This window comes from Bacillus sp. UNCCL81 (assembly GCF_900112535.1).
Lineage (GTDB): Bacteria > Bacillota > Bacilli > Bacillales > Bacillaceae_G > Gottfriedia > Gottfriedia luciferensis_B.
On sequence record NZ_FOMF01000003.1, the window covers coordinates 303,174 to 321,645 of the forward strand.

The window sequence follows — 18,472 nt, forward strand, 5'->3', positions numbered from 1 at the left end:
AATAATTGAGCAAGTACCCATAAAAATAGGTAACCAACCTAGTATGGGTGAGGTGTCGAGAAATTATATTTACTGATCATTTTTACTTTTTATTTTGGCCAGTAATTTCAATTGATACTATTTCAGGTGGTGTAAATAGGCGAATTGGTAGTTTAGTTGTTCCAATTCCATTTGAAACGACTAAATGACTATTATATTTACTTGATAGGGTGTAAACACCTCGGTTGTATTTCTTTGCGTATGGAGGCATTATAAAGGACTTATATAAAGGTAAATAGATTTGTCCGCCATGGCTATGGCCAGAGAGCTGAAGATTTATCGGATAGGTTTTCGTCAAATCGGCAATGTCAGGTTCATGTGCTAGAACAACCGTATAACTATTTTTTTGAATTCGATCTAAAATGTCATTATATTGTTTGTTTCCTAGCATATAATCATCGAGACCGATAAATGAAACTTTTTGTTTTTGAACGTAATAAGTTTTTTCTTCGTTTTTTAATAATATAAAATTACTTTCGGTTAACAGCTCTTCGTATTGTTCAGTAAAATAACCTCCATGATCATGGTTACCGTATATTGCAAGCTTTCCTATTTTTGGATTAAGTTCTTTTAAAAGCCGAATAACTTCATTCTTGTAAGAAAACTTTCGTATATCACTAACCAAATCCCCAGTAAATAGAATAAAATCAGGCTTCATTTGGTTTATATTTTTTATTACCTTTTTAAATCGTTCTATATCTTTTTTATTATTAAAGTGAGTATCAGAGATTTGGATTAATTTAATAGTAGTATTTGAATTTAACCGATTGTCTGAAAATATTAAATGCTTAGTTCGAATTGATGTTGGCTCAACATAGACTGAATAATAGATTGTACAAATTAATAGTAAAAAAAATGATGTAAGTTTTATTTTCAATTGTCCCCCGACCTTTTTAAAGAAATAAATACTGCATATTATATTAAATAGTTTAATTGTTAAAAATATTCTCAAAATAACAAAATGTTGTTAAACTATAGACACAAAGGGAGTGATACGAGTGAAGGATAAGGTTGTGATCGTTACTGGTGGCTCTAGTGGAATGGGGAAAGCAATGGCTATGCGCTTTGCAAAGGATGGTGCAAGAGTGGTCATTGCCGGAAGAGATTTAGAAAAATTAAATAATGCAAAAGAAGAAATTGAACAATTTGATGGTCAAGTATTACCAATAGCTATGGATGTTCGGGATCCTGAATTAATTAAAAATATGGTAAATGAAGTTGATCAAACATTTGGAACGATAGACTTCTTAGTAAATAATGCGGCTGGTAATTTTATTTGTGCTGCAGAGGATTTGTCTGTAAACGGTTGGAACACGGTTATAAATATCGTTTTAAATGGAACCTTTTATTGTAGTTCTGAAGTAGGAAGGTATATGATACAACATAAAATTAAAGGTGCGATCACAAATATAATTGCTACATATGCTTGGGATGCGGGTCCTGGAGTCATTCACTCTGCATCAGCTAAAGCTGGAGTTCTTGCTATGACTAGAACTTTAGCAGTTGAGTGGGGGAGAAAATATGGAATTAGAGTCAATGCGATTGCTCCTGGACCTATTGAACGTACAGGTGGAGCAGCTAAACTATGGCTTTCTGAGGAATTAGAAAACCGCACAATTCAAAGTGTACCACTAGGCCGTTTGGGTACTCCAGAAGAAATAGCGGGACTTTGTGCATATTTATTTTCAAATGAGGCTGGTTATATTAATGGTTCTTGTTTTACAATGGATGGAGGACAGTCCTTACATCAATACCCATTCTAGAAGGAGGTTCAAAATGGATCCTTTAGACGTAATAAGTAACTTAGATAAAGTCGTACCATATTTTCAACCAATATATGGAGCCGATACACAAAATTGTGTAGGAGTAGAGGTTGTTGGTAGACTAAAACTTGAAAATTTACACAGCCTTGAATTCTTCTTTGCAAATGATTTGGTGCCAGATGACTACTTATTAGAGGTTGACAATCATATATTAATTCAAGCTCTCGATGAAGTTGTACAATCTAAATTCGAAGGTGGTATTTTTATTAATCGTCACCCTTCAGCACTTCTTTCAGATGACCCGGAAAATCTTTTAGCGATTTTACAATCATATGAAGAAAAGGGAATACAACTAAATAAAATTGTCATTATACTTCAACATCAACTTTTTTATGGTTTTGAGAAAGAACTAAAAAATTTAATTACATATTATCAAACTTATGGTATTAAATTTGCGATTAATAGCGTAAATGAGAAGTTAATTAACTTAGAGAAACTTCGGTTTTTGTCTCCTGATATCATTAAAATCGATTTTAAAATGGTTCAACAACTTCATACATCATCATTTCAAGATTTATTAAATTCCGTAATTTATGTGGCAAGAAAAGTAGGGGCATCGATGTATTACGATGGAATAATCGATTCAATTCAATTAAGAAATGCATGGAAGAATGGTGGAAGATTTTATCAAGGTGCTTACTTGTTTATACCTCAACCATCAATTCGTCAATTAAATCATGAATGTGAGCCATTAAAAAATGATATCTTAAAATATATTCGAGGCGAAAAGAACAAATTAATTGCGCTAAGAGACATGACTAATTTAATACAACAAAAAGTCGAATCGACTATTAATAAATTTAAATTAGGAGTGGATTTAAATTCATTTTTAATTAATATATCAAGTGAATTAAATTCCTTTTGTTTTAGGATGTATATTTGTGATGAGGATGGTTTTCAGCAATCAGCGAACTTGTTTAAAATTAATGGTGAGCAGTGGGAGCTTCAAGAAAAGTATAAAGGTAGAAACTGGAGCTGGAGGCCGTATTTTTTAGAAACCGTTTTGAAAATGCAATCAAATGATCAGGGACAATTATCAGATATATACAGAGATATTGAAACAGGTGAAAAAATTCGAACGTTTTCTTATCCAATGAACAATGGAAGCTATTTATATATTGACTTAAGTTATGATTTTTTATTTAAACATAATGAGTTACTTTTTTAGTGACTCTCTTATAAGATTTAATCAGAAAATGACTGTCGCTAAACAATGACAGTCATTTTTTATGCTTAGTCTATTTAAAACAAGAAAAAACAAGTACGATTGGTATTCTTTGTCTTCTTATAAACTCTTCTTCGCTTTTAAAATGTATTTGTTTTGGAGTACCTTCATGTAATTGATCGATCTGGAACCCAGTTTTTCTTAAAAGATTAAAATATTGTTCAATTGTTCGATGGTATTTGACCACTACTTTCTTCATCCATGGTTCCTTTCTTTCGCCAGTTCGAAAGTAATCGTCTACAATCCAATTTTCGCGTCGATCTCCTGAGAGTTTGCTTAAAAAGGAGGCAGTAGTTAATGGATGTTGTACACTAAATATAAAATGGCCGTTTTCTTTTAAGCTATTAAATATTTTTTGAAATACAAGCTCAATATTTGAAATATAGTGTAGTGCAAATCTAGAAGTGACAAGTTCAAATGAATTCGGAGGAAAATGATAATCCTCGATTGAGGTATGATGGACGGTCCCTACTGTATCCATTAAATTGGTCAATGCAGCATTAATCATGTGCTCTGATCCCTCGATACCTGTATAGGTTTTAGCTCCAAGTAGTAGAAGTTCCTTACCGAAGGATGCGTCACCACAACCTAAATCTAATACGTTTTTTCGATCAACATTCCCTATTAGTTCACTGATGATTGGTCCTTCGATTGCATTGTTAGGACTATCTTCTCTATTCTTTCGTCGAATGTATTCTGAAAAAAAATCGTCTTGATTGTAAACCGTTGAACCACGATACTCCATAAAAACACTCCCTAACCGTTCATAAATTTTTAAAAAATTGAAAAGTTGACACAAATTATCTAACTTTAACATTAAATTTGATCTAGATAAAGGGAGAAATTACCTAGAAATAATGTTGATTTGGTGCATAGAGTTTTAGTGATCTCAATCAAAAATCGACGAATACATATATAAAAGCCTATATTAATTAAAAGTAGTGTTTTTCTCTGTCAACTAATGTAAAAAAGATAAGAACGATTCGTATAGTAAATTTCAATATAATAATGATACGATTAGTAAAAGTTCAGACTGAGGAGGATTTTATTTGAGAGGACTTATTTCGAAAGTTCTTTTCGCATCGTCCGTCATGTTTTTTGTTTTTCATTTTATAGGAGTTGGGTAAAAGAGAAACTATTTTGTGGACAAGTCCTTGAAACAATCCTAAAACCATATGTAGTATAGATTGATAAAAAACACCTAAATGAATGTTCATTTAGGTGTTTTTAATGTGAGAAGTGAGTTAATAGGTAGTAGATTAACGTTTTTGTAATGCTGCTTCAATTTGCTCCATCTGAACGCCTCTAATAACTTCATCATCAATTATTAAAGTAGGTGTTGAGTATGAATCTAACTCAAACATCATTCTTTTTTTAGCACTTTCATCTTGTGAGACGTTATATTCAATATAAGAAGCATTCATTTCTTTTAAATAATTTTTCAAAAATTCACAAGGAGGGCATCCATCTTGTGTGAATAATTCGATTTTCATAAAACGACATCCTTTTTTATTTTTTCTTAAAGCATTTGTATAAAACTATTATGACATAGAAAAATATAGTATATAAAGAAATTTGTTTTTTAGTTGAAACGACTATTTTTCTTGAATTTATCTTGAAATACAAGTATTCTTATTAATGGACACTTACATAGCTGAAATCTATCAGAAGTTTTTTGGATAGAAATTGTAAGAAAGTAAAACCTATATTTAGGGAATGACACATGGTAGAAAGGAGTTCTAATATGTCTTTATTATTAGGAATTTTAGAACGCTTAGAAAGTTTAAAACAACAAGCTACGAACGGTGAGGTTGCTCAAAGATATTTTGAAGTTAACGGCGAAAGAAAGTGTAGCGTAAAGTATTCTGAGAAAAATGAAACATTTGAATTAGAAGTATTTCAACAAGGTGAAAAACCACAAACGTTCCCATTCGATAATATCGATATGGTAGCAATTGAAATATACGAAATTATTTCATAAGAAAAGAAAAAACAAGCTTAGCTTGTTTTTTCTTTTTTTTAAATATTTTATTACAAAATAGTAAGGTCGTGCTAATCCCAATTCTTAATGAATACATTATTATGTATTGTTATGAAAAGGGAGGTCATATACGTGAATAAAGATCAGTATCGATTTTACAATGTAAGTGAAAGAAATATGAGTTTTGATCATGTAGTTGATCGGCTATATCATTTTGTAAAAAGTGATCCTAATAAACAATATCGACTTTCCATTGGGACAGATTCTCAGGTTCATAGTAATGGAACTAAGTTTATTACAGCACTTCATTTGCATAGGGTAGGTAATGGAGCTTGGGGATGTTTACATACTTGTTGGCATCACAAGAAAATCCGAAATTTAAAAGAGAAAATATTTCTAGAAACGATGTATAGTCAGGAAATAGCTTTTTTATTATCACCTTTTCATTTAGAAAAAATTTTTAGTCCTCTTCATGAAAATGCTAATTCGAATAATTTTAGTTTTGAGATTCATCTGGATATTGGTACGATGGGGTTAACGAAAGAGTTTATACAAGAAATGACATCTAAAGTAAGTGCAATGGGCATCATTCCTAAGATAAAACCTGATTCTTATACAGCATTTAGCTATGCAAATAAATTTACAAAATAAGAAGTTTAAACTAAATAAACATTGATTAAAATGAGGATTAGGAGGGATGATGGATGCTAAGTGAACAAAATTTCACAGAAGATGAATTGTCTTTATTGGTGGACACAGTGATGAAACAAAATTATGCAATTGAACTCATTTCATCACAGATAACTGATATAGAAAGTGGTTTAATGGATGCGGGCGAGGATCAATACGAAAGATTAATACATTTATATCAAAAGTTAAGGGATTTAGGATTATGAAGACAAATATAGATGAACGTTTAGATAATAAATTATTTATCTAAACGTTTTTTTGTTTTTTGAATAGTTATAGTTAAATAAGTAAATTTTTAAGAAAAGTTAAATTGGAAAGGGGTTACAAATCTGATAATATAGGGATGGGGACATAGTCCTTAATCGAATAAAATAGTGTATAGAATTTTTTCTATACAGTTGATTAGCAAAGTTGTATGTGTATTTATTTGATGTTTATTTATGAATAGATAATTTCTACCATTTTTAAATACTTTTGCTTTTCTATTGGGGGACGATGTTTTTGATTAGTATTGATGGTTCACAATTTTTTGAACATAAAGTAGAAGAAGTCATTATTTCAAGTGAAAAAGTAGCTCATGTCCAAATAGGTAATAGTTTGGAGCATGCGTTATTAGTACTTACAAAATCTGGGTATTCTTCAATTCCAGTGTTAAATCCAAAGTTTCAGTTGTTAGGTTTAATTAGTACATCTATGATATTAGATGGAATACTTGGATTAGAAAGAATCGAATTTGAACGTTTAAGTAATATGAAAGTTGAAGAGGTAATGGGTACTGAAATACCATTATTAAAAACAACTGATACACTCGCTAAGGGGCTTGAATCTGTAGTTGATCATCCTTTTGTATGTGTGGTTGATGCTAATAATACTTTTGAAGGTATATTAACTCGTAGAGCGATTTTAAAACAATTGAATAAAAATGTTAGAAGATATAATAAGCATTAACGAATAAAAAAGTAAGTCATCATCAAATTGACTTACTTTTTTAGTATTGGTTTTTTTTAGAAGTGTTGAATGGTCTAATTCTTTTAGGTTTAAGGGCAAGGGGGGATTATGTGCAAATTGATGATATACGTCTAATAATTACTTTATCTGAAGAGAAGAATATGAGGAAGGCAGCAGAGAGGCTGTTTGTTTCTCAACCAGCCTTAAGTCAAAGGCTACAAAATTTAGAGAAGCAGATGGGTAGTGAATTGTTTATTCGTTCTCAAAAAGGATTGATTATTACTGCCTCTGGAGAAATCATCTTAAACTATGCGAAAAAGATGGAAGAAACGTATCAAACAATGTTAGAGCAGTTACAAATTTTAAAATCCGATATTTCGGGTACTTTAAAGATTGCCGTTTCATCTGTTGTTGCGCAATACTGGTTACCACCAGTTTTAAAAAAATATGTGTCAAGCTATCCAGAAGTACAAGTTTCACTTTTTACCGGTTGGAGTAGTGAAATCACAAATCGCTTATATGAAAATGAAGTTCATCTAGCAATTGTACGAGGAAACCAAAATTGGTTTGGAGAGAAGGAATTACTGTTTTCTGATGAATTATTATTAGTTGATACAAAAAAACATAGTCTTGAGGAATATAAAACTATACAAAGACCATTTATTCAGTTTAAAAGTAATTCAAATTACTATCAGCTAATCCAGTCATGGTGGTATGAGCATTTTAATTCATTACCAAAACATGAAATTGTGGTCGATCAAATTGAGACATGTAAGCAATTTGTATTGAATGGACTAGGCTTTGCGATCTTACCTTCCTCTGTATTACATGATGTAAGTGATGAAAATATTATAAAAACACCTTTAATTACAAAAGAACAATCAGGGTTATATCGCGATACATACTTACTTTATAATCGAGATGCGATGAAATTAAAACAAGTAGAAGGATTTATAGAATCAATTCGAAAAAAAAATAAAGATTAATCGACAAAATGTTGCTAGTTACTTACTAGATTTGATAGAGTATTCTTATTGATAATAATAAAGGGGGCAATTCATTATGAAATTAATGGACGCAAATGAAATTATTGCATTTATTGCAAATAGTACTAAAAAAACACCTGTTAAGGTTTATGTAAAAGGTCAATTAGACAAGCTTACTATTTCTGAATCAGTTCAATCATTTATTTCTCAAAATTCTGGAGTTTTATTTGGTGAGTGGGATGATGTTAAAGTAATCCTTGAAGAGCAAAAAGAATACATAGAAGATTATGTAGTAGAATCAGATCGTCGTAATTCAGCGATTCCACTTTTAGATGCTAAAGGTATTAAAGCTCGTATCGAGCCAGGTGCATTTATTCGTGATCAAGTTACAATTGGAGACAATGCAGTTATTATGATGGGTGCGGTAATTAACATAGGTGCTGTAATTGGTGAAGGTACAATGATCGATATGAACGCAGTACTTGGTGGACGTGCAACAACAGGTAAAAACTGTCACGTTGGTGCTGGCGCAGTTTTAGCTGGTGTAATCGAGCCACCATCAGCAAACCCAGTTATTCTTGAAGACAATGTACTAATTGGTGCTAATGCAGTAGTTTTAGAAGGTATTAAAGTAGGTGAAGGCGCAGTAGTAGCTGCAGGTGCAATTGTTACTGAAGACGTTGCTCCTTACACTGTAGTTGCAGGTGTTCCTGCTAGAAAGATCAAAGATATCGATGATAAAACAATTTCAAAAACTGAAATCATTCAGGCTTTACGACAACTAAATCAATAATAACAAGGAGTAAGCGTAGAATTTATTTTCTACGCTTACTTTATAGGCATTATACTAAAATATAAGTTCAGACTGATTACAAGCAATTGACTTTCAAGTCGTGAAGTCTGATAGGGAATGGAGTTACCCTTATTACGGTAATTTATCATCGAAACAGGCAAGTGATCAACGAAGAAAACACGCGTTCTGTGGGCAGTCTGAGCGTAGAAATTATATTTTCACGCTTTTTTTGGAGGAGTTAAAATGGATTCATTTATTAAAATTAGACGGGATTTACATTTAATTCCCGAACTTGGATTTCAAGAATTCAAAACACAAGCTTATTTACTAGATTATTTATCTAGTTTAGATCAAGAAAGAATGGTAATTGATACTTGGAGAACAGGTATTTTCGTTCGAGTAAAAGGGTTAAATTCTACTAGAACGATTGGTTACCGTACAGACATTGATGGATTACCAATGAAAGAAAACACAGGATTAGAGTTTTCATCGATTCATGAAGGTAATATGCATGCCTGTGGTCATGATGTACATATGAGTATTGCTCTTGGTGTTCTTACTAACCTTGTTAATGAGCCAATAAATGACGATGTCGTATTTATTTTTCAACCTGCTGAAGAAGGGCCTGGAGGAGCGGAGCCTTTACTTAAAAGTGAAGAATTTAAACCATTTAAACCAGATGTAATTTACGGTTTACATATAGCGCCTGAATATCCTGTTGGTACGATTGCTACGAAACCTGGTATGTTATTTGCTCATACATCAGAGCTTTTTATTGATTTTCATGGCTTAAGCGGTCATGCTGCTTTCCCTCATTTAACGAATGATATGATCGTTGCATCAAGTCATTTTATCACTCAAGTACAATCGGTTGTATCAAGAAATGTTAATCCATTAGACAGTGCTGTTATTACGATTGGAAAGATAACCGGTGGTACAGTTCAAAACGTTATTGCAGATCATGTTCGAATAGAAGGTACGATGCGAGCATTAAGTGAAGAAGCGATGCTAAAATTAAAAAACAGAATTGAAAGTCTTGTGAATGGATTTAAAGAGAGTTTTCAGTGTAAAATAGAAGTAGATTTTGGAAGTAATTACTATGGAGTAATAAACGATGAATCGTTGACGAATGAATTCTTTCATTTTGCGAAACAATATGACGGTATTGAGGCTGTCCTATGCAATGTTGCAATGACAGGTGAAGATTTTGGTTATATGACAAAAGAAATTCCAGGCCTAATGTTTTGGATTGGTGTAAATTCAGAATTCGGACTCCATAACCAAAAATTAAACCCAGATGAGAATGTGATTCCTTTAATGATTCGATTTATTTCGGACTTTATGAAACAATAACAATGAAAATGATTTTCAGTTAATAATAATTATAAATTAATATTGACTTTAAATAACTAGTTTACTATAATATCACTTGTATGATAAATAGTTACATAAATATTGGAGGTAATAACGATGGCAGAACGTTTAGTAGGAAAACAAGCACCACGCTTTGAAATGGAAGCAGTTTTAGCAAATAAAGAATTTGGTAAAGTAAGCTTAGAAGAAAACATGAAAAACGATAAATGGACAGTATTATACTTCTATCCAATGGACTTCACTTTTGTATGTCCAACTGAAATCGTAGCAATCTCTGATCGTTACGACGAGTTTGAAGATCTTGATGCTGAAGTTGTAGGTGTTTCTACAGATACAATCCACACTCACTTAGCATGGATCAACACTGATCGTAAAGATAATGGCTTAGGACAATTAAAATATGCATTAGGTGCAGATACAAACCACGCTATTTCTCGTGACTATGGCGTATTAATTGAAGAAGAAGGTATTGCATTACGTGGATTATTCATCATCAGCCCAGAGGGTGAATTAATGTACCAAGTAGTACACCACAACAACATCGGTCGTGAAGTTGATGAAGTTTTACGTGTACTTCAAGCTTTACAAACTGGTGGACTTTGCCCAGCTAACTGGAAACCAGGTCAAGCAACTCTATAATTCACAGTCAATTAAGATTTAATGTCAAAGGTCTAACTTATAGTTAGGCCTTTTTAAACACAATAACGAAAAGTGGAACAAGCTCACATTGAGCTAATGAAACAAGTAGGAGGACTATAAAATGAGACTTCGCTCACCAATGCCTGAATTAGATGGTGCAACAACAGTATTAAATGGAGAAATTCAAAAAGAAAACCTAATCGGTGATAAACCAACATTAATACATTTTTGGTCAGTTAGTTGCCATTTATGTAAAGTAGCAATGCCAAACATTAATGCTTTTAGAGATGAATATAAAGATCGATTAAATGTTGTAAGTGTTCATATGCCAAGATCTGAAGATGATTTAGATATTGATAAAATTAAAGAAGTTGCAAACGAACATGGAATTACACAAACAATTTTAGTTGATAACCAACATACGATTACAGATGCTTTTGAAAATAAATATGTACCATCATATTACGTGTTTGATAAAACAGGTGTATTACGCCACTTCCAAGCTGGAGAAGGCGGAATGCCAATGTTAGAAAAGCGTGTTAATCGAGTACTAGATGAAGCAGCAAAAGTAGAATAGTTTTTAGAATCAATCATCACATAAGAGACTTTTTTAAAGTCTCTTTTTTCGTGTAAGGAAATCCAAAAAAACTGAGTTTCAGACTGATTGCAAGCGCTTGTCTTTCGAGGCGCGAAGCTAGGTGAGGAGCGAAGTTACCTTTGACGGTAATGAGCACCACAGAACAGGCGAGGCAACGAAGAAAGCTAGCGTTAATCAACAGTCTGAGGAGACTTTTTTTAAAGTCTCTTTTTGTATTTCCGTAATCTTCATCTTGAAACTAGTAGAAAGTGTATTTTATAGGTATAATTAAAGAAAACTAATCTTTATTTTAAGGAATTTTTCTGTAGGAGGAAAAAAGTTTGGAGATTCAAACAATCGCAATCTTTATCTTATGGTTGTTTTTATATGCCTACATGATTATTGCTTCAATTGATTTTGGTGCAGGATTTTATGCGTTTTATGCAATTACAACTAAAGAAGAACCAAAATTAATTGGCTTAATAAATCGACATCTTTCATCTATTTGGGAACTTGCTACATTATTTTTCATTTTCTTCTTCGTAGGTGTAGTCGGTATATTCCCAAGGGTAGCATATTATTATGGTGTTCCCTTATTAGTTCCGGGTAGTGTAGCAATGATTTTTTTAGCAATTAGGGGATCGTTTTATACTTTTCAGCAATATGGGGGAAATAGGAGTAAGTTCTTTTTAATTTTGTATGGTGCGACAAGTCTATTAATACCTGTTACATTATCTACAGTTTTAACAATTTCTGAAGGTGGATTTATTATCGAGAACGGAACAGATATACGTTTTTATCCATTTAAATTAATTACGAATTCTTATTCACTATCCGTGATGCTATTGGCTGTATGTTCAGTCCTATTTATTAGTGCAATGTTTTTAATTTATTCTGCAAAACTAATTAATGATTCGGAATCGGAAACTAAATTAAGAAAGTATGTACTAGTCTGGTCATTGCCAACGATTATTTCGAGTATCATCGTATTTTTATCAATGAAGTTACATAATAAAGTTCATTTTGATCGAATGCATAATGTATGGGAATTCTTTCTTATCTCTTTAATTTGCTTTTGTATAGCAATTTATTTTGTTATAAAAAGAAAAAGATATGGTTTAGCGTTTATATTAGTATTATTACAATATTTCTTCGCATTTTTTGGGTATGGAATAAGTCATCTACCATTTATCTTATATCCTTATTTAAGAATTGAAACAAGTTTTGCAAAAAGTAGTTTAGCGATCGTACTAATTATCCTGTTTGTTGTATTTTTTATCTTATTTACAGTGTATTTTATATTTTTAGTTCTTCATAAACCTTTTTTTATGAAAGTGTTTTTAAAAAGTAATGAAAAAAATGACTTTCAAGATTAATAAAAAAGGGCGATTTCAAAAGTATTTTGACTTTTGAAATCGCCCTTTTATCATGTACTAATGATTAAACTTCCATAATAATTGGGAGAATCATTGGTTTACGTTTTGTTTTTTCGTATAAGAAAGGTGATAAAGTATCAGTAATTTCATTTTTTATCTCAGACCATTGAGAAGTTTTACGCTCCATGATCTTGTTTAAATGAGTAGAAATCATTGCTTGTGCTTCATTTATTAAATCGCCACTTTCTCTCATATAAACGAAACCGCGTGAAATAATATCTGGTCCTGCCGAGATTTTAAATTCCTTCATATCGATACTTACGACAACGATTACAAGACCTTCTTCAGATAAAATTCTACGGTCTCTTAAAACGATATTACCAATATCGCCGATACCGCTTCCATCAATATAAACATTACCAGAAGGAACTTTACCTGCAACCATAGCCTCATCTGCACGAAGAGCTAAAACCTCACCATTATCCATGATAAAGCAGTTTTCTTCAGGTACTCCACAGTCCATAGCAAGCTTAGCATGCATGCGCTGCATTCTATATTCACCGTGAATTGGCATAAAGTATTTAGGTTTCATCAGTCTAAGCATTAATTTTTGCTCTTCTTGTCCACCATGACCACTAGTATGAATATCATTTAATGAACCGTGAATTACTTCTGCACCAGCACGGTATAGTAAGTTGATTGTACGGTTTACGCTCATTGTATTACCTGGAATTGGTGAAGAAGAAAATACTACAGTATCTCCAGGAATAATTTGAATTTGACGATGTGTACCATTTGCTATACGTGATAATGCAGCCATAGGTTCACCTTGACTACCTGTACATAAAATGACTAATTGATTAGCTGGAATACGATTAATTTGAGATGCATCGATAAATGTATCCTTTGGACATTTGATATAACCTAAGTCATGACCAATCTCGATATTCGCTTCCATACTTCTACCAAAAACAGCAATTTTACGTCCAGTTGCAATAGCAGATTCAACTACTTGCTGAAGACGATGAATGTTTGATGCGAATGTTGCAAAAATAATTCGACCGTCTACTTTACGGAAGATTTCATTAATCGTGTCTCCGACTTTTCTTTCAGACATTGTAAAATGTGATACTTCACTATTTGTACTGTCAGAAAGTAGACATAAAACGCCTTCCTTACCAATCTCAGCCATTTTTGTTAAATTAGCTGTTTCTCCAACTGGTGTAAAGTCGAATTTAAAGTCACCTGTATGAACGACTTGTCCTTGTGGAGTTTTTACAACAATTCCGTAACAATCTGGAATACTGTGAGTAGTACGGTAAAAAGTTACGCTAGTTTTTCTAAATTTAATGATGTCGTCTTCTTTTATTTCAATTAATTTTGCTTTTCTTAAAAGACCGTGTTCTTCTAGTTTATTTTTAATTAAGCCAAGAGCAAGTTTTCCACCATAAATTGGAATGTTTAATTCTCTTAATAAATATGGAATACCACCAATGTGGTCTTCATGTCCGTGAGTGATAAATAAACCTTTAATTTTTTCCTCATTTCGAACTAAGTAGGAATAATCAGGTATAACATAGTCTATCCCTAGTAGCTCATCTTCAGGGAACTTGATTCCGGCATCTATTAATATAATTTCATCTTGATATTGTACTGCGTATGTATTTTTACCAATTTCCCCTAAGCCACCTAGTGCGAATACGGCAGCTTGATCATTTTTAAGAAATTTCATAAATTACGCTAGCTCCAAAATTTTAAAGCTTTCACTTTGTTTTTCGAATTCAAGATGAGCACCGGTTAAAGCTTGAACAAGCTCAATATTATAATTGAAAGGTAATAATTTCGCACGAACTTCTCTTTCACTATCTGCTTCTACATAAACTGTTTTAGTTTTTTCTCTTACAGGTACCTCTAATGGTAATTCCTGATAGTATACTTTAAAAATCATTTAAATCTCTCCTTGTCAAATCACTATCTTCTCAATATTATAAGTGATTTTCTATATATTTTCATTCTTTTTATTGAAGATTACCTAAAATACGGTTATTTTAAAAAAAAATTTGAAATTATTGAGATATATTTCTTCTTTTTCAAAAATTGTTTTAGCCGTTTTTTTAATTTTTTTCGAAGTTTACGTAACATTAGTTTTACCTCCTAGACATGAAATTAAACTTATATAAAGAGAACACGGACATAGTATATTTATGTTTAGTATAGAACGAAAAAACATTTTCATTCAATATAATCCAAAAAGCAGTTAAAATAGAGGGTATCTTAAAGTTAAGGGGAGAAGAATGTGAAGAAGTTATATGGAGCTTTGTTTTTATTAAGTATTATTTGGAGTACATCTTTTTTATTTATTAAGCTCCTTTTAAACGATATAGGGCCAGAAGCAATTGTATTTTATCGCTGTTTCTTTGGTGCTATGACATTATTAATTATTATGTTAATCAAAAAGGTAAAGATTGATTATAAAAATTTACCGAAAATGAGTTTAATTATCGTCATTTCATTATTTAATCATGCTATACCTTGGCTTTTTCTTTCTTTTAGCGAGACACATCTGCAAAGTAATGAAGCGGCAGTATTGAATGCTTTTACGCCAATTGCAACACTCATTATTGGCTATTTTTTCTTTTCTCAAAAAATTCATAAGAAACAATGGATTGGACTTATGATCGGGATCGTTGGACTTATGATTATGATGAATCTTAATCCATCAACAATTTTCTCCGATAATATAATTTATTCAATATTAATGTTATTTGTTACTTTTTGTTATGGGCTTGGTTCACATTTAACGAAAAAGTATTTACAAAAAATTGATGTAATGATTGTTTCATTTTTAACCTTAGGTATTTCTGGTGTATTCGGCTTTTTTTATATGATCATTGTAGGGAAGGGCACTTTAAAACCATTTGTTAATTTTGAAGTTTTTAGTGGTGTGTTTGGACTAGGCGTTATATGTTCTGGGTTGGCATATTTATTATTTTATTATATGGTTAAAGAGGGAAGTGCAGAATTTGCAACAATGGTTACTTATATAGTACCTGTATTTGCTTCGATTTGGGGCTTTTTCTTTTTAAGTGAGCCTTTATCTTTCAAAATGATATTAGGGTTGTTAATCGTACTTCTAGGAGTATTTATTACGAATAGTAAACAAAAGTCAAAAATGAATAACTCAAAAGCAAATGCAGCGTCTTAGTGAGGGGAGAATAATATGACTAAACCAATCGTTTTTTTTGATATAGATGGAACGATTTTAAATCATGATAAAGTAATTCCGGAAAGTACAAAGAAAGCAATTTCGGAACTTCAAAATAAAGATATCCACGTAGCGATTGCAACTGGTCGTGCGCCATTCATGTTTAAAGAAATTCGTGAAGAATTAAATATAAATAGTTTTATAAGTTTAAATGGACAATATGCTGAATTTGAAGGTGAAGCTATTCACAAACATGCCCTACATCCAGAACAACTTCACCAATTTACTCAAAAAGCAAAAGAACTAGGCATTCCGCTTATCTATTTAAATAACGAGACAATGAGAGCGTCAATTGATTCACATCCTCATATAAAAGAAGCAATGACATCGATCAGAATGCAACATCCTGAAGTTCAGCATGATTTTTATCATAATCGTGAAATTTATCAAGTCTTACTGTTCTGTGAAGAGCATCAAGAGCCATCTTTAACCGATGGGTTTAATGAATTTAATTTTATTCGTTGGCATGAATATTCGTCAGATGTCTTACCAGTTGGAGGATCTAAAGCGAATGGAATACTTCAAATGGTAAACCATCTTGGATTTGATATGCAAAATGTGATCGCATTTGGTGATGGATTAAATGATTTAGAAATGATTGAAAAAGTTGGTACAGGTATCGCCATGGGTAATGCAGTGGATCCACTAAAAAAATTAGCTAACCATATCACAACGAATGTTGATGAAGATGGAATTTTAAACGGTTTAAAATGGGCAGGACTTCTTTAAGTCTGTAGAGATAACTACAAAAACATTTATTTTCAGACTGATTGCAAGCGCTTGTCTTTCGAGGAGCGGAGTTACCCTAAACGGTAAGAGCACCGCAGACAGGCGAAGCAACGAAGAAAGCGAGCGTTTGGCGGGCAGTCTGAAAGAGCGATTGGTTTTCCAATCGCTCTTTTTTATTTTCTCTCTAAAGGTGAAGCACCTTCTGGAGGAGAAAAAGGATTTGTTTTATTAATACGATCATAAAACATTACTCCATTTAGATGATCAATTTCATGCTGGAAGCAAATTGCTGGTAAACCTTTTAAACGAATTTTTACTTCTCCTAATCTCGTGTCAAAACCAGTAACTGTTATTCTTGCGTATCGTGGAACATATCCAGGAACATCTCGATCAACAGATAAGCAGCCTTCACCACCTGATAAATAAACTTCCTCAACAGAATGACTTACAATTTTTGGATTTAATAAAGCATAACTATATAAATTACCTTGTAAGTCAGTAACATGAACACCTATGGCTCTTTTTAGAATTCCAATTTGTGGCGCAGCTAATCCGATACCAGATCGTAGACCGTATTCGGCAGCTATTTCTGGATTCTGACTATTTATAACATATTCTAATAATAAATTCGCTAAATGAATATCCTCTGCCGATGGAGGTAAGCTTACTTCACTCGAGATTTCCCTTAATCTAGGATCGCCTTCTCGAATTATATCTTTCATTGTAATCAAATGAATTTCACTCCTGTCTCATTTTTCCTTAATATAAGTATGTACTATTCACTAGTATTATTAATTTAGTCTAACAAATCTTTATTAAATTGTCAGTCACAAGCAGGTAGAATGGAAAAAGGAGCGATAAATTATCGCTCCTTAAAGTTTGTGGTTATACATTAATAATAGAGGCTTACAAGTGTGAATTATAAAACGAAAGCTGCACCAACGATAATTAATAAAATGAATAGAACAACGATTAATGCGAAACCGCCGTAACCGCAACCGCATCCGCCGCCGTAACCATAACCAGGGTATCCACCTTTTCCACCGTATCCGTAACCGTACATATAATAACCTCCCTTTAAACTGTTTCCGCATATAGCGGATACTACAAATTATGAAAAACTACATAAAGTGTGTGGGTATGTGACCAGATTATTTTTTAGGACGTATAAAAAGTGTGAAAAGATGCAACATGGAAATAATAATGAAAAAAAATTGGGTGAAATTATGTATAAAAAATTTAATTCTTTATTTCTTGTAATAGTCATACTCTTTATCCTTTGTTCGGGTTGTACTTCTCAAGTAAAACAAAAGAATTTAGTAATAAATCAACTAGCTGAAATTGCTAAAATGGAACAGAAATTTCAAAAAGCTGGAGAAGGTATTCAAAAACTGGAAGTAAAAGAATTGGAGTATTATGAAAAAATTTATTTATATAAAATCAGCGAAGTAAATAAAAGACAAGAGTCAGCTAAACAAGCAATTAATTTATTAAATGAACGAAAAGAACGAGTCAATGAGGAGTCAAAATTAATTCACGATATAGACATAAAAATTAAAGAACTTCAAACAATAAATATTGAAACGAAGGATGAACAGTTTCGAAATGAAGTTAATAACTTTATAAAAACATGGAGAGAAAGAACAGAGTTATACGATAAATTGAATTCTAAATATAAAGATGCAATGGAAACGGATCTTTCAATTTATAACTTATTATCGCAGAAAAAAGTTGATTTAAAAAATGTAAAGAATGAGACAAAGGATACAAATCACATTTATAAAGATGTCATTAAATACAATGATCAATTAAATCTTTATACTCAAAAATTAAATAATTTACAAAAAGACATATATGAAAAATATGGTAAATAACATATCGGGACTAGAATTACTAAATAAAAATCGTTGTAGTACAGTTTGAAATTTAAGATAAAAAAAAACCATTATTAGCTATTTGAGTATAATTTAAAGGAGTTTCTGTTATTGTATAACAGATTGCTGTTTCAAAGGTAGTACAGGGTTAAA

At 31.9% G+C, this 18,472-nt stretch carries 22 protein-coding genes; 15 read left to right on the top strand and 7 right to left on the bottom strand.

What is annotated here, in order from left to right; all coding sequences use genetic code 11:
• Positions 1–82: 82 nt before the first annotated feature.
• Positions 83–916 carry a metallophosphoesterase gene (locus tag BM319_RS07245; protein WP_025568648.1) on the bottom strand — a complete coding sequence of 278 codons (834 nt, stop codon included), beginning with the start codon at positions 914–916 and terminating at the stop codon, positions 83–85.
• 121 nt (positions 917–1,037) lie between these two features.
• On the opposite strand from BM319_RS07245, the gene fadH reads away from it, so the two are divergent.
• Both fadH and BM319_RS07255 read left to right on the top strand, forming a co-directional pair.
• Positions 1,038–1,802, top strand: a complete 765-nt coding sequence (gene fadH, locus BM319_RS07250) for a 2,4-dienoyl-CoA reductase (protein WP_025568649.1) — start codon at positions 1,038–1,040, stop codon at positions 1,800–1,802.
• A gap of 13 nt (positions 1,803–1,815) precedes the next feature.
• On the top strand, positions 1,816–3,030 hold the full coding sequence (locus tag BM319_RS07255; RefSeq protein WP_025568650.1) for an EAL domain-containing protein: 1,215 nt from the start codon (positions 1,816–1,818) through the stop codon (positions 3,028–3,030).
• Positions 3,031–3,100: 70 nt separating this feature from the next.
• On the opposite strand, the gene BM319_RS07260 is transcribed toward BM319_RS07255, so the two are convergent.
• Positions 3,101–3,832 carry a class I SAM-dependent methyltransferase gene (locus tag BM319_RS07260; protein ID WP_091022039.1) on the bottom strand — a complete coding sequence of 244 codons (732 nt, stop codon included), beginning with the start codon at positions 3,830–3,832 and terminating at the stop codon, positions 3,101–3,103.
• Between the two features lie 514 nt (positions 3,833–4,346).
• On the bottom strand, positions 4,347–4,580 hold the full coding sequence (locus BM319_RS07265) for a glutaredoxin domain-containing protein (RefSeq protein WP_025568652.1): 234 nt from the start codon (positions 4,578–4,580) through the stop codon (positions 4,347–4,349).
• Positions 4,581–4,831: 251 nt separating this feature from the next.
• Between BM319_RS07265 and BM319_RS07270 the strand changes: the two genes are divergently transcribed.
• The 10 genes from BM319_RS07270 to BM319_RS07315 all read left to right on the top strand — a co-directional run bounded on the left by BM319_RS07270 (position 4,832) and on the right by BM319_RS07315 (position 12,451).
• Positions 4,832–5,068: a YkuJ family protein gene (locus tag BM319_RS07270; protein WP_056474223.1), complete on the top strand. Its 237-nt coding sequence runs from the start codon at positions 4,832–4,834 to the stop codon at positions 5,066–5,068.
• Between the two features lie 177 nt (positions 5,069–5,245).
• Positions 5,246–5,719, top strand: coding sequence for a ribonuclease H-like YkuK family protein (locus tag BM319_RS07275; protein ID WP_387324921.1), 474 nt, complete (start codon positions 5,246–5,248; stop codon positions 5,717–5,719).
• A 53-nt stretch (positions 5,720–5,772) separates the two neighbouring features.
• Positions 5,773–5,964, top strand: a complete 192-nt coding sequence (abbA, locus tag BM319_RS07280; protein WP_069035529.1) for an antirepressor AbbA — start codon at positions 5,773–5,775, stop codon at positions 5,962–5,964.
• A 295-nt stretch (positions 5,965–6,259) separates the two neighbouring features.
• Positions 6,260–6,706 (top strand): cyclic-di-AMP-binding protein CbpB, encoded by a 447-nt coding sequence (gene cbpB / locus BM319_RS07285; RefSeq protein WP_069035530.1) that lies wholly within the window; start codon positions 6,260–6,262, stop codon positions 6,704–6,706.
• A 110-nt stretch (positions 6,707–6,816) separates the two neighbouring features.
• Positions 6,817–7,692, top strand: a complete 876-nt coding sequence (gene ccpC, locus BM319_RS07290) for a transcriptional regulator CcpC (protein WP_069035531.1) — start codon at positions 6,817–6,819, stop codon at positions 7,690–7,692.
• 76 nt (positions 7,693–7,768) lie between these two features.
• The gene (dapD, locus tag BM319_RS07295) at positions 7,769–8,485 is read left to right on the top strand and encodes a 2,3,4,5-tetrahydropyridine-2,6-dicarboxylate N-acetyltransferase (protein ID WP_069035532.1); all 717 of its coding nucleotides are present in this window, start codon (positions 7,769–7,771) and stop codon (positions 8,483–8,485) included.
• A 243-nt stretch (positions 8,486–8,728) separates the two neighbouring features.
• Positions 8,729–9,838 carry an N-acetyldiaminopimelate deacetylase gene (locus tag BM319_RS07300; RefSeq protein ID WP_091022043.1) on the top strand — a complete coding sequence of 370 codons (1,110 nt, stop codon included), beginning with the start codon at positions 8,729–8,731 and terminating at the stop codon, positions 9,836–9,838.
• Positions 9,839–9,955: 117 nt separating this feature from the next.
• Positions 9,956–10,498, top strand: a complete 543-nt coding sequence (locus tag BM319_RS07305) for a peroxiredoxin (RefSeq protein WP_056468592.1) — start codon at positions 9,956–9,958, stop codon at positions 10,496–10,498.
• Between the two features lie 121 nt (positions 10,499–10,619).
• On the top strand, positions 10,620–11,075 hold the full coding sequence (locus BM319_RS07310; RefSeq protein ID WP_069035534.1) for a TlpA family protein disulfide reductase: 456 nt from the start codon (positions 10,620–10,622) through the stop codon (positions 11,073–11,075).
• A 341-nt stretch (positions 11,076–11,416) separates the two neighbouring features.
• Positions 11,417–12,451, top strand: coding sequence for a cytochrome d ubiquinol oxidase subunit II (locus tag BM319_RS07315; RefSeq protein ID WP_069035535.1), 1,035 nt, complete (start codon positions 11,417–11,419; stop codon positions 12,449–12,451).
• Positions 12,452–12,515: 64 nt separating this feature from the next.
• Here the strand turns inward: BM319_RS07315 and rnjA are convergent, their stop codons facing one another.
• Positions 12,516–14,183 carry a ribonuclease J1 gene (gene rnjA / locus BM319_RS07320; RefSeq protein WP_069035536.1) on the bottom strand — a complete coding sequence of 556 codons (1,668 nt, stop codon included), beginning with the start codon at positions 14,181–14,183 and terminating at the stop codon, positions 12,516–12,518.
• Positions 14,184–14,186: 3 nt separating this feature from the next.
• On the bottom strand, positions 14,187–14,399 hold the full coding sequence (locus BM319_RS07325; RefSeq protein WP_056468578.1) for a DNA-dependent RNA polymerase subunit epsilon: 213 nt from the start codon (positions 14,397–14,399) through the stop codon (positions 14,187–14,189).
• Between the two features lie 348 nt (positions 14,400–14,747).
• On the opposite strand from BM319_RS07325, the gene BM319_RS07330 reads away from it, so the two are divergent.
• Both BM319_RS07330 and BM319_RS07335 read left to right on the top strand, forming a co-directional pair.
• The gene (locus BM319_RS07330) at positions 14,748–15,656 is read left to right on the top strand and encodes a DMT family transporter (RefSeq protein ID WP_069035538.1); all 909 of its coding nucleotides are present in this window, start codon (positions 14,748–14,750) and stop codon (positions 15,654–15,656) included.
• A gap of 15 nt (positions 15,657–15,671) precedes the next feature.
• Positions 15,672–16,445: a Cof-type HAD-IIB family hydrolase gene (locus BM319_RS07335; RefSeq protein ID WP_091022045.1), complete on the top strand. Its 774-nt coding sequence runs from the start codon at positions 15,672–15,674 to the stop codon at positions 16,443–16,445.
• 173 nt (positions 16,446–16,618) lie between these two features.
• Here BM319_RS07335 and def read toward each other — a convergent pair whose 3' ends face one another.
• Both def and BM319_RS07345 read right to left on the bottom strand, forming a co-directional pair.
• The gene (gene def / locus BM319_RS07340) at positions 16,619–17,176 is read right to left on the bottom strand and encodes a peptide deformylase (RefSeq protein ID WP_091022047.1); all 558 of its coding nucleotides are present in this window, start codon (positions 17,174–17,176) and stop codon (positions 16,619–16,621) included.
• Between the two features lie 188 nt (positions 17,177–17,364).
• Positions 17,365–17,508: a YjcZ family sporulation protein gene (locus BM319_RS07345; protein WP_069035541.1), complete on the bottom strand. Its 144-nt coding sequence runs from the start codon at positions 17,506–17,508 to the stop codon at positions 17,365–17,367.
• A gap of 163 nt (positions 17,509–17,671) precedes the next feature.
• Between BM319_RS07345 and BM319_RS07350 the strand changes: the two genes are divergently transcribed.
• Entirely contained in the window at positions 17,672–18,319 is a 648-nt protein-coding gene (locus tag BM319_RS07350) for a YkyA family protein (RefSeq protein WP_175495580.1), read from the top strand.
• Positions 18,320–18,472: the final 153 nt, after the last annotated feature.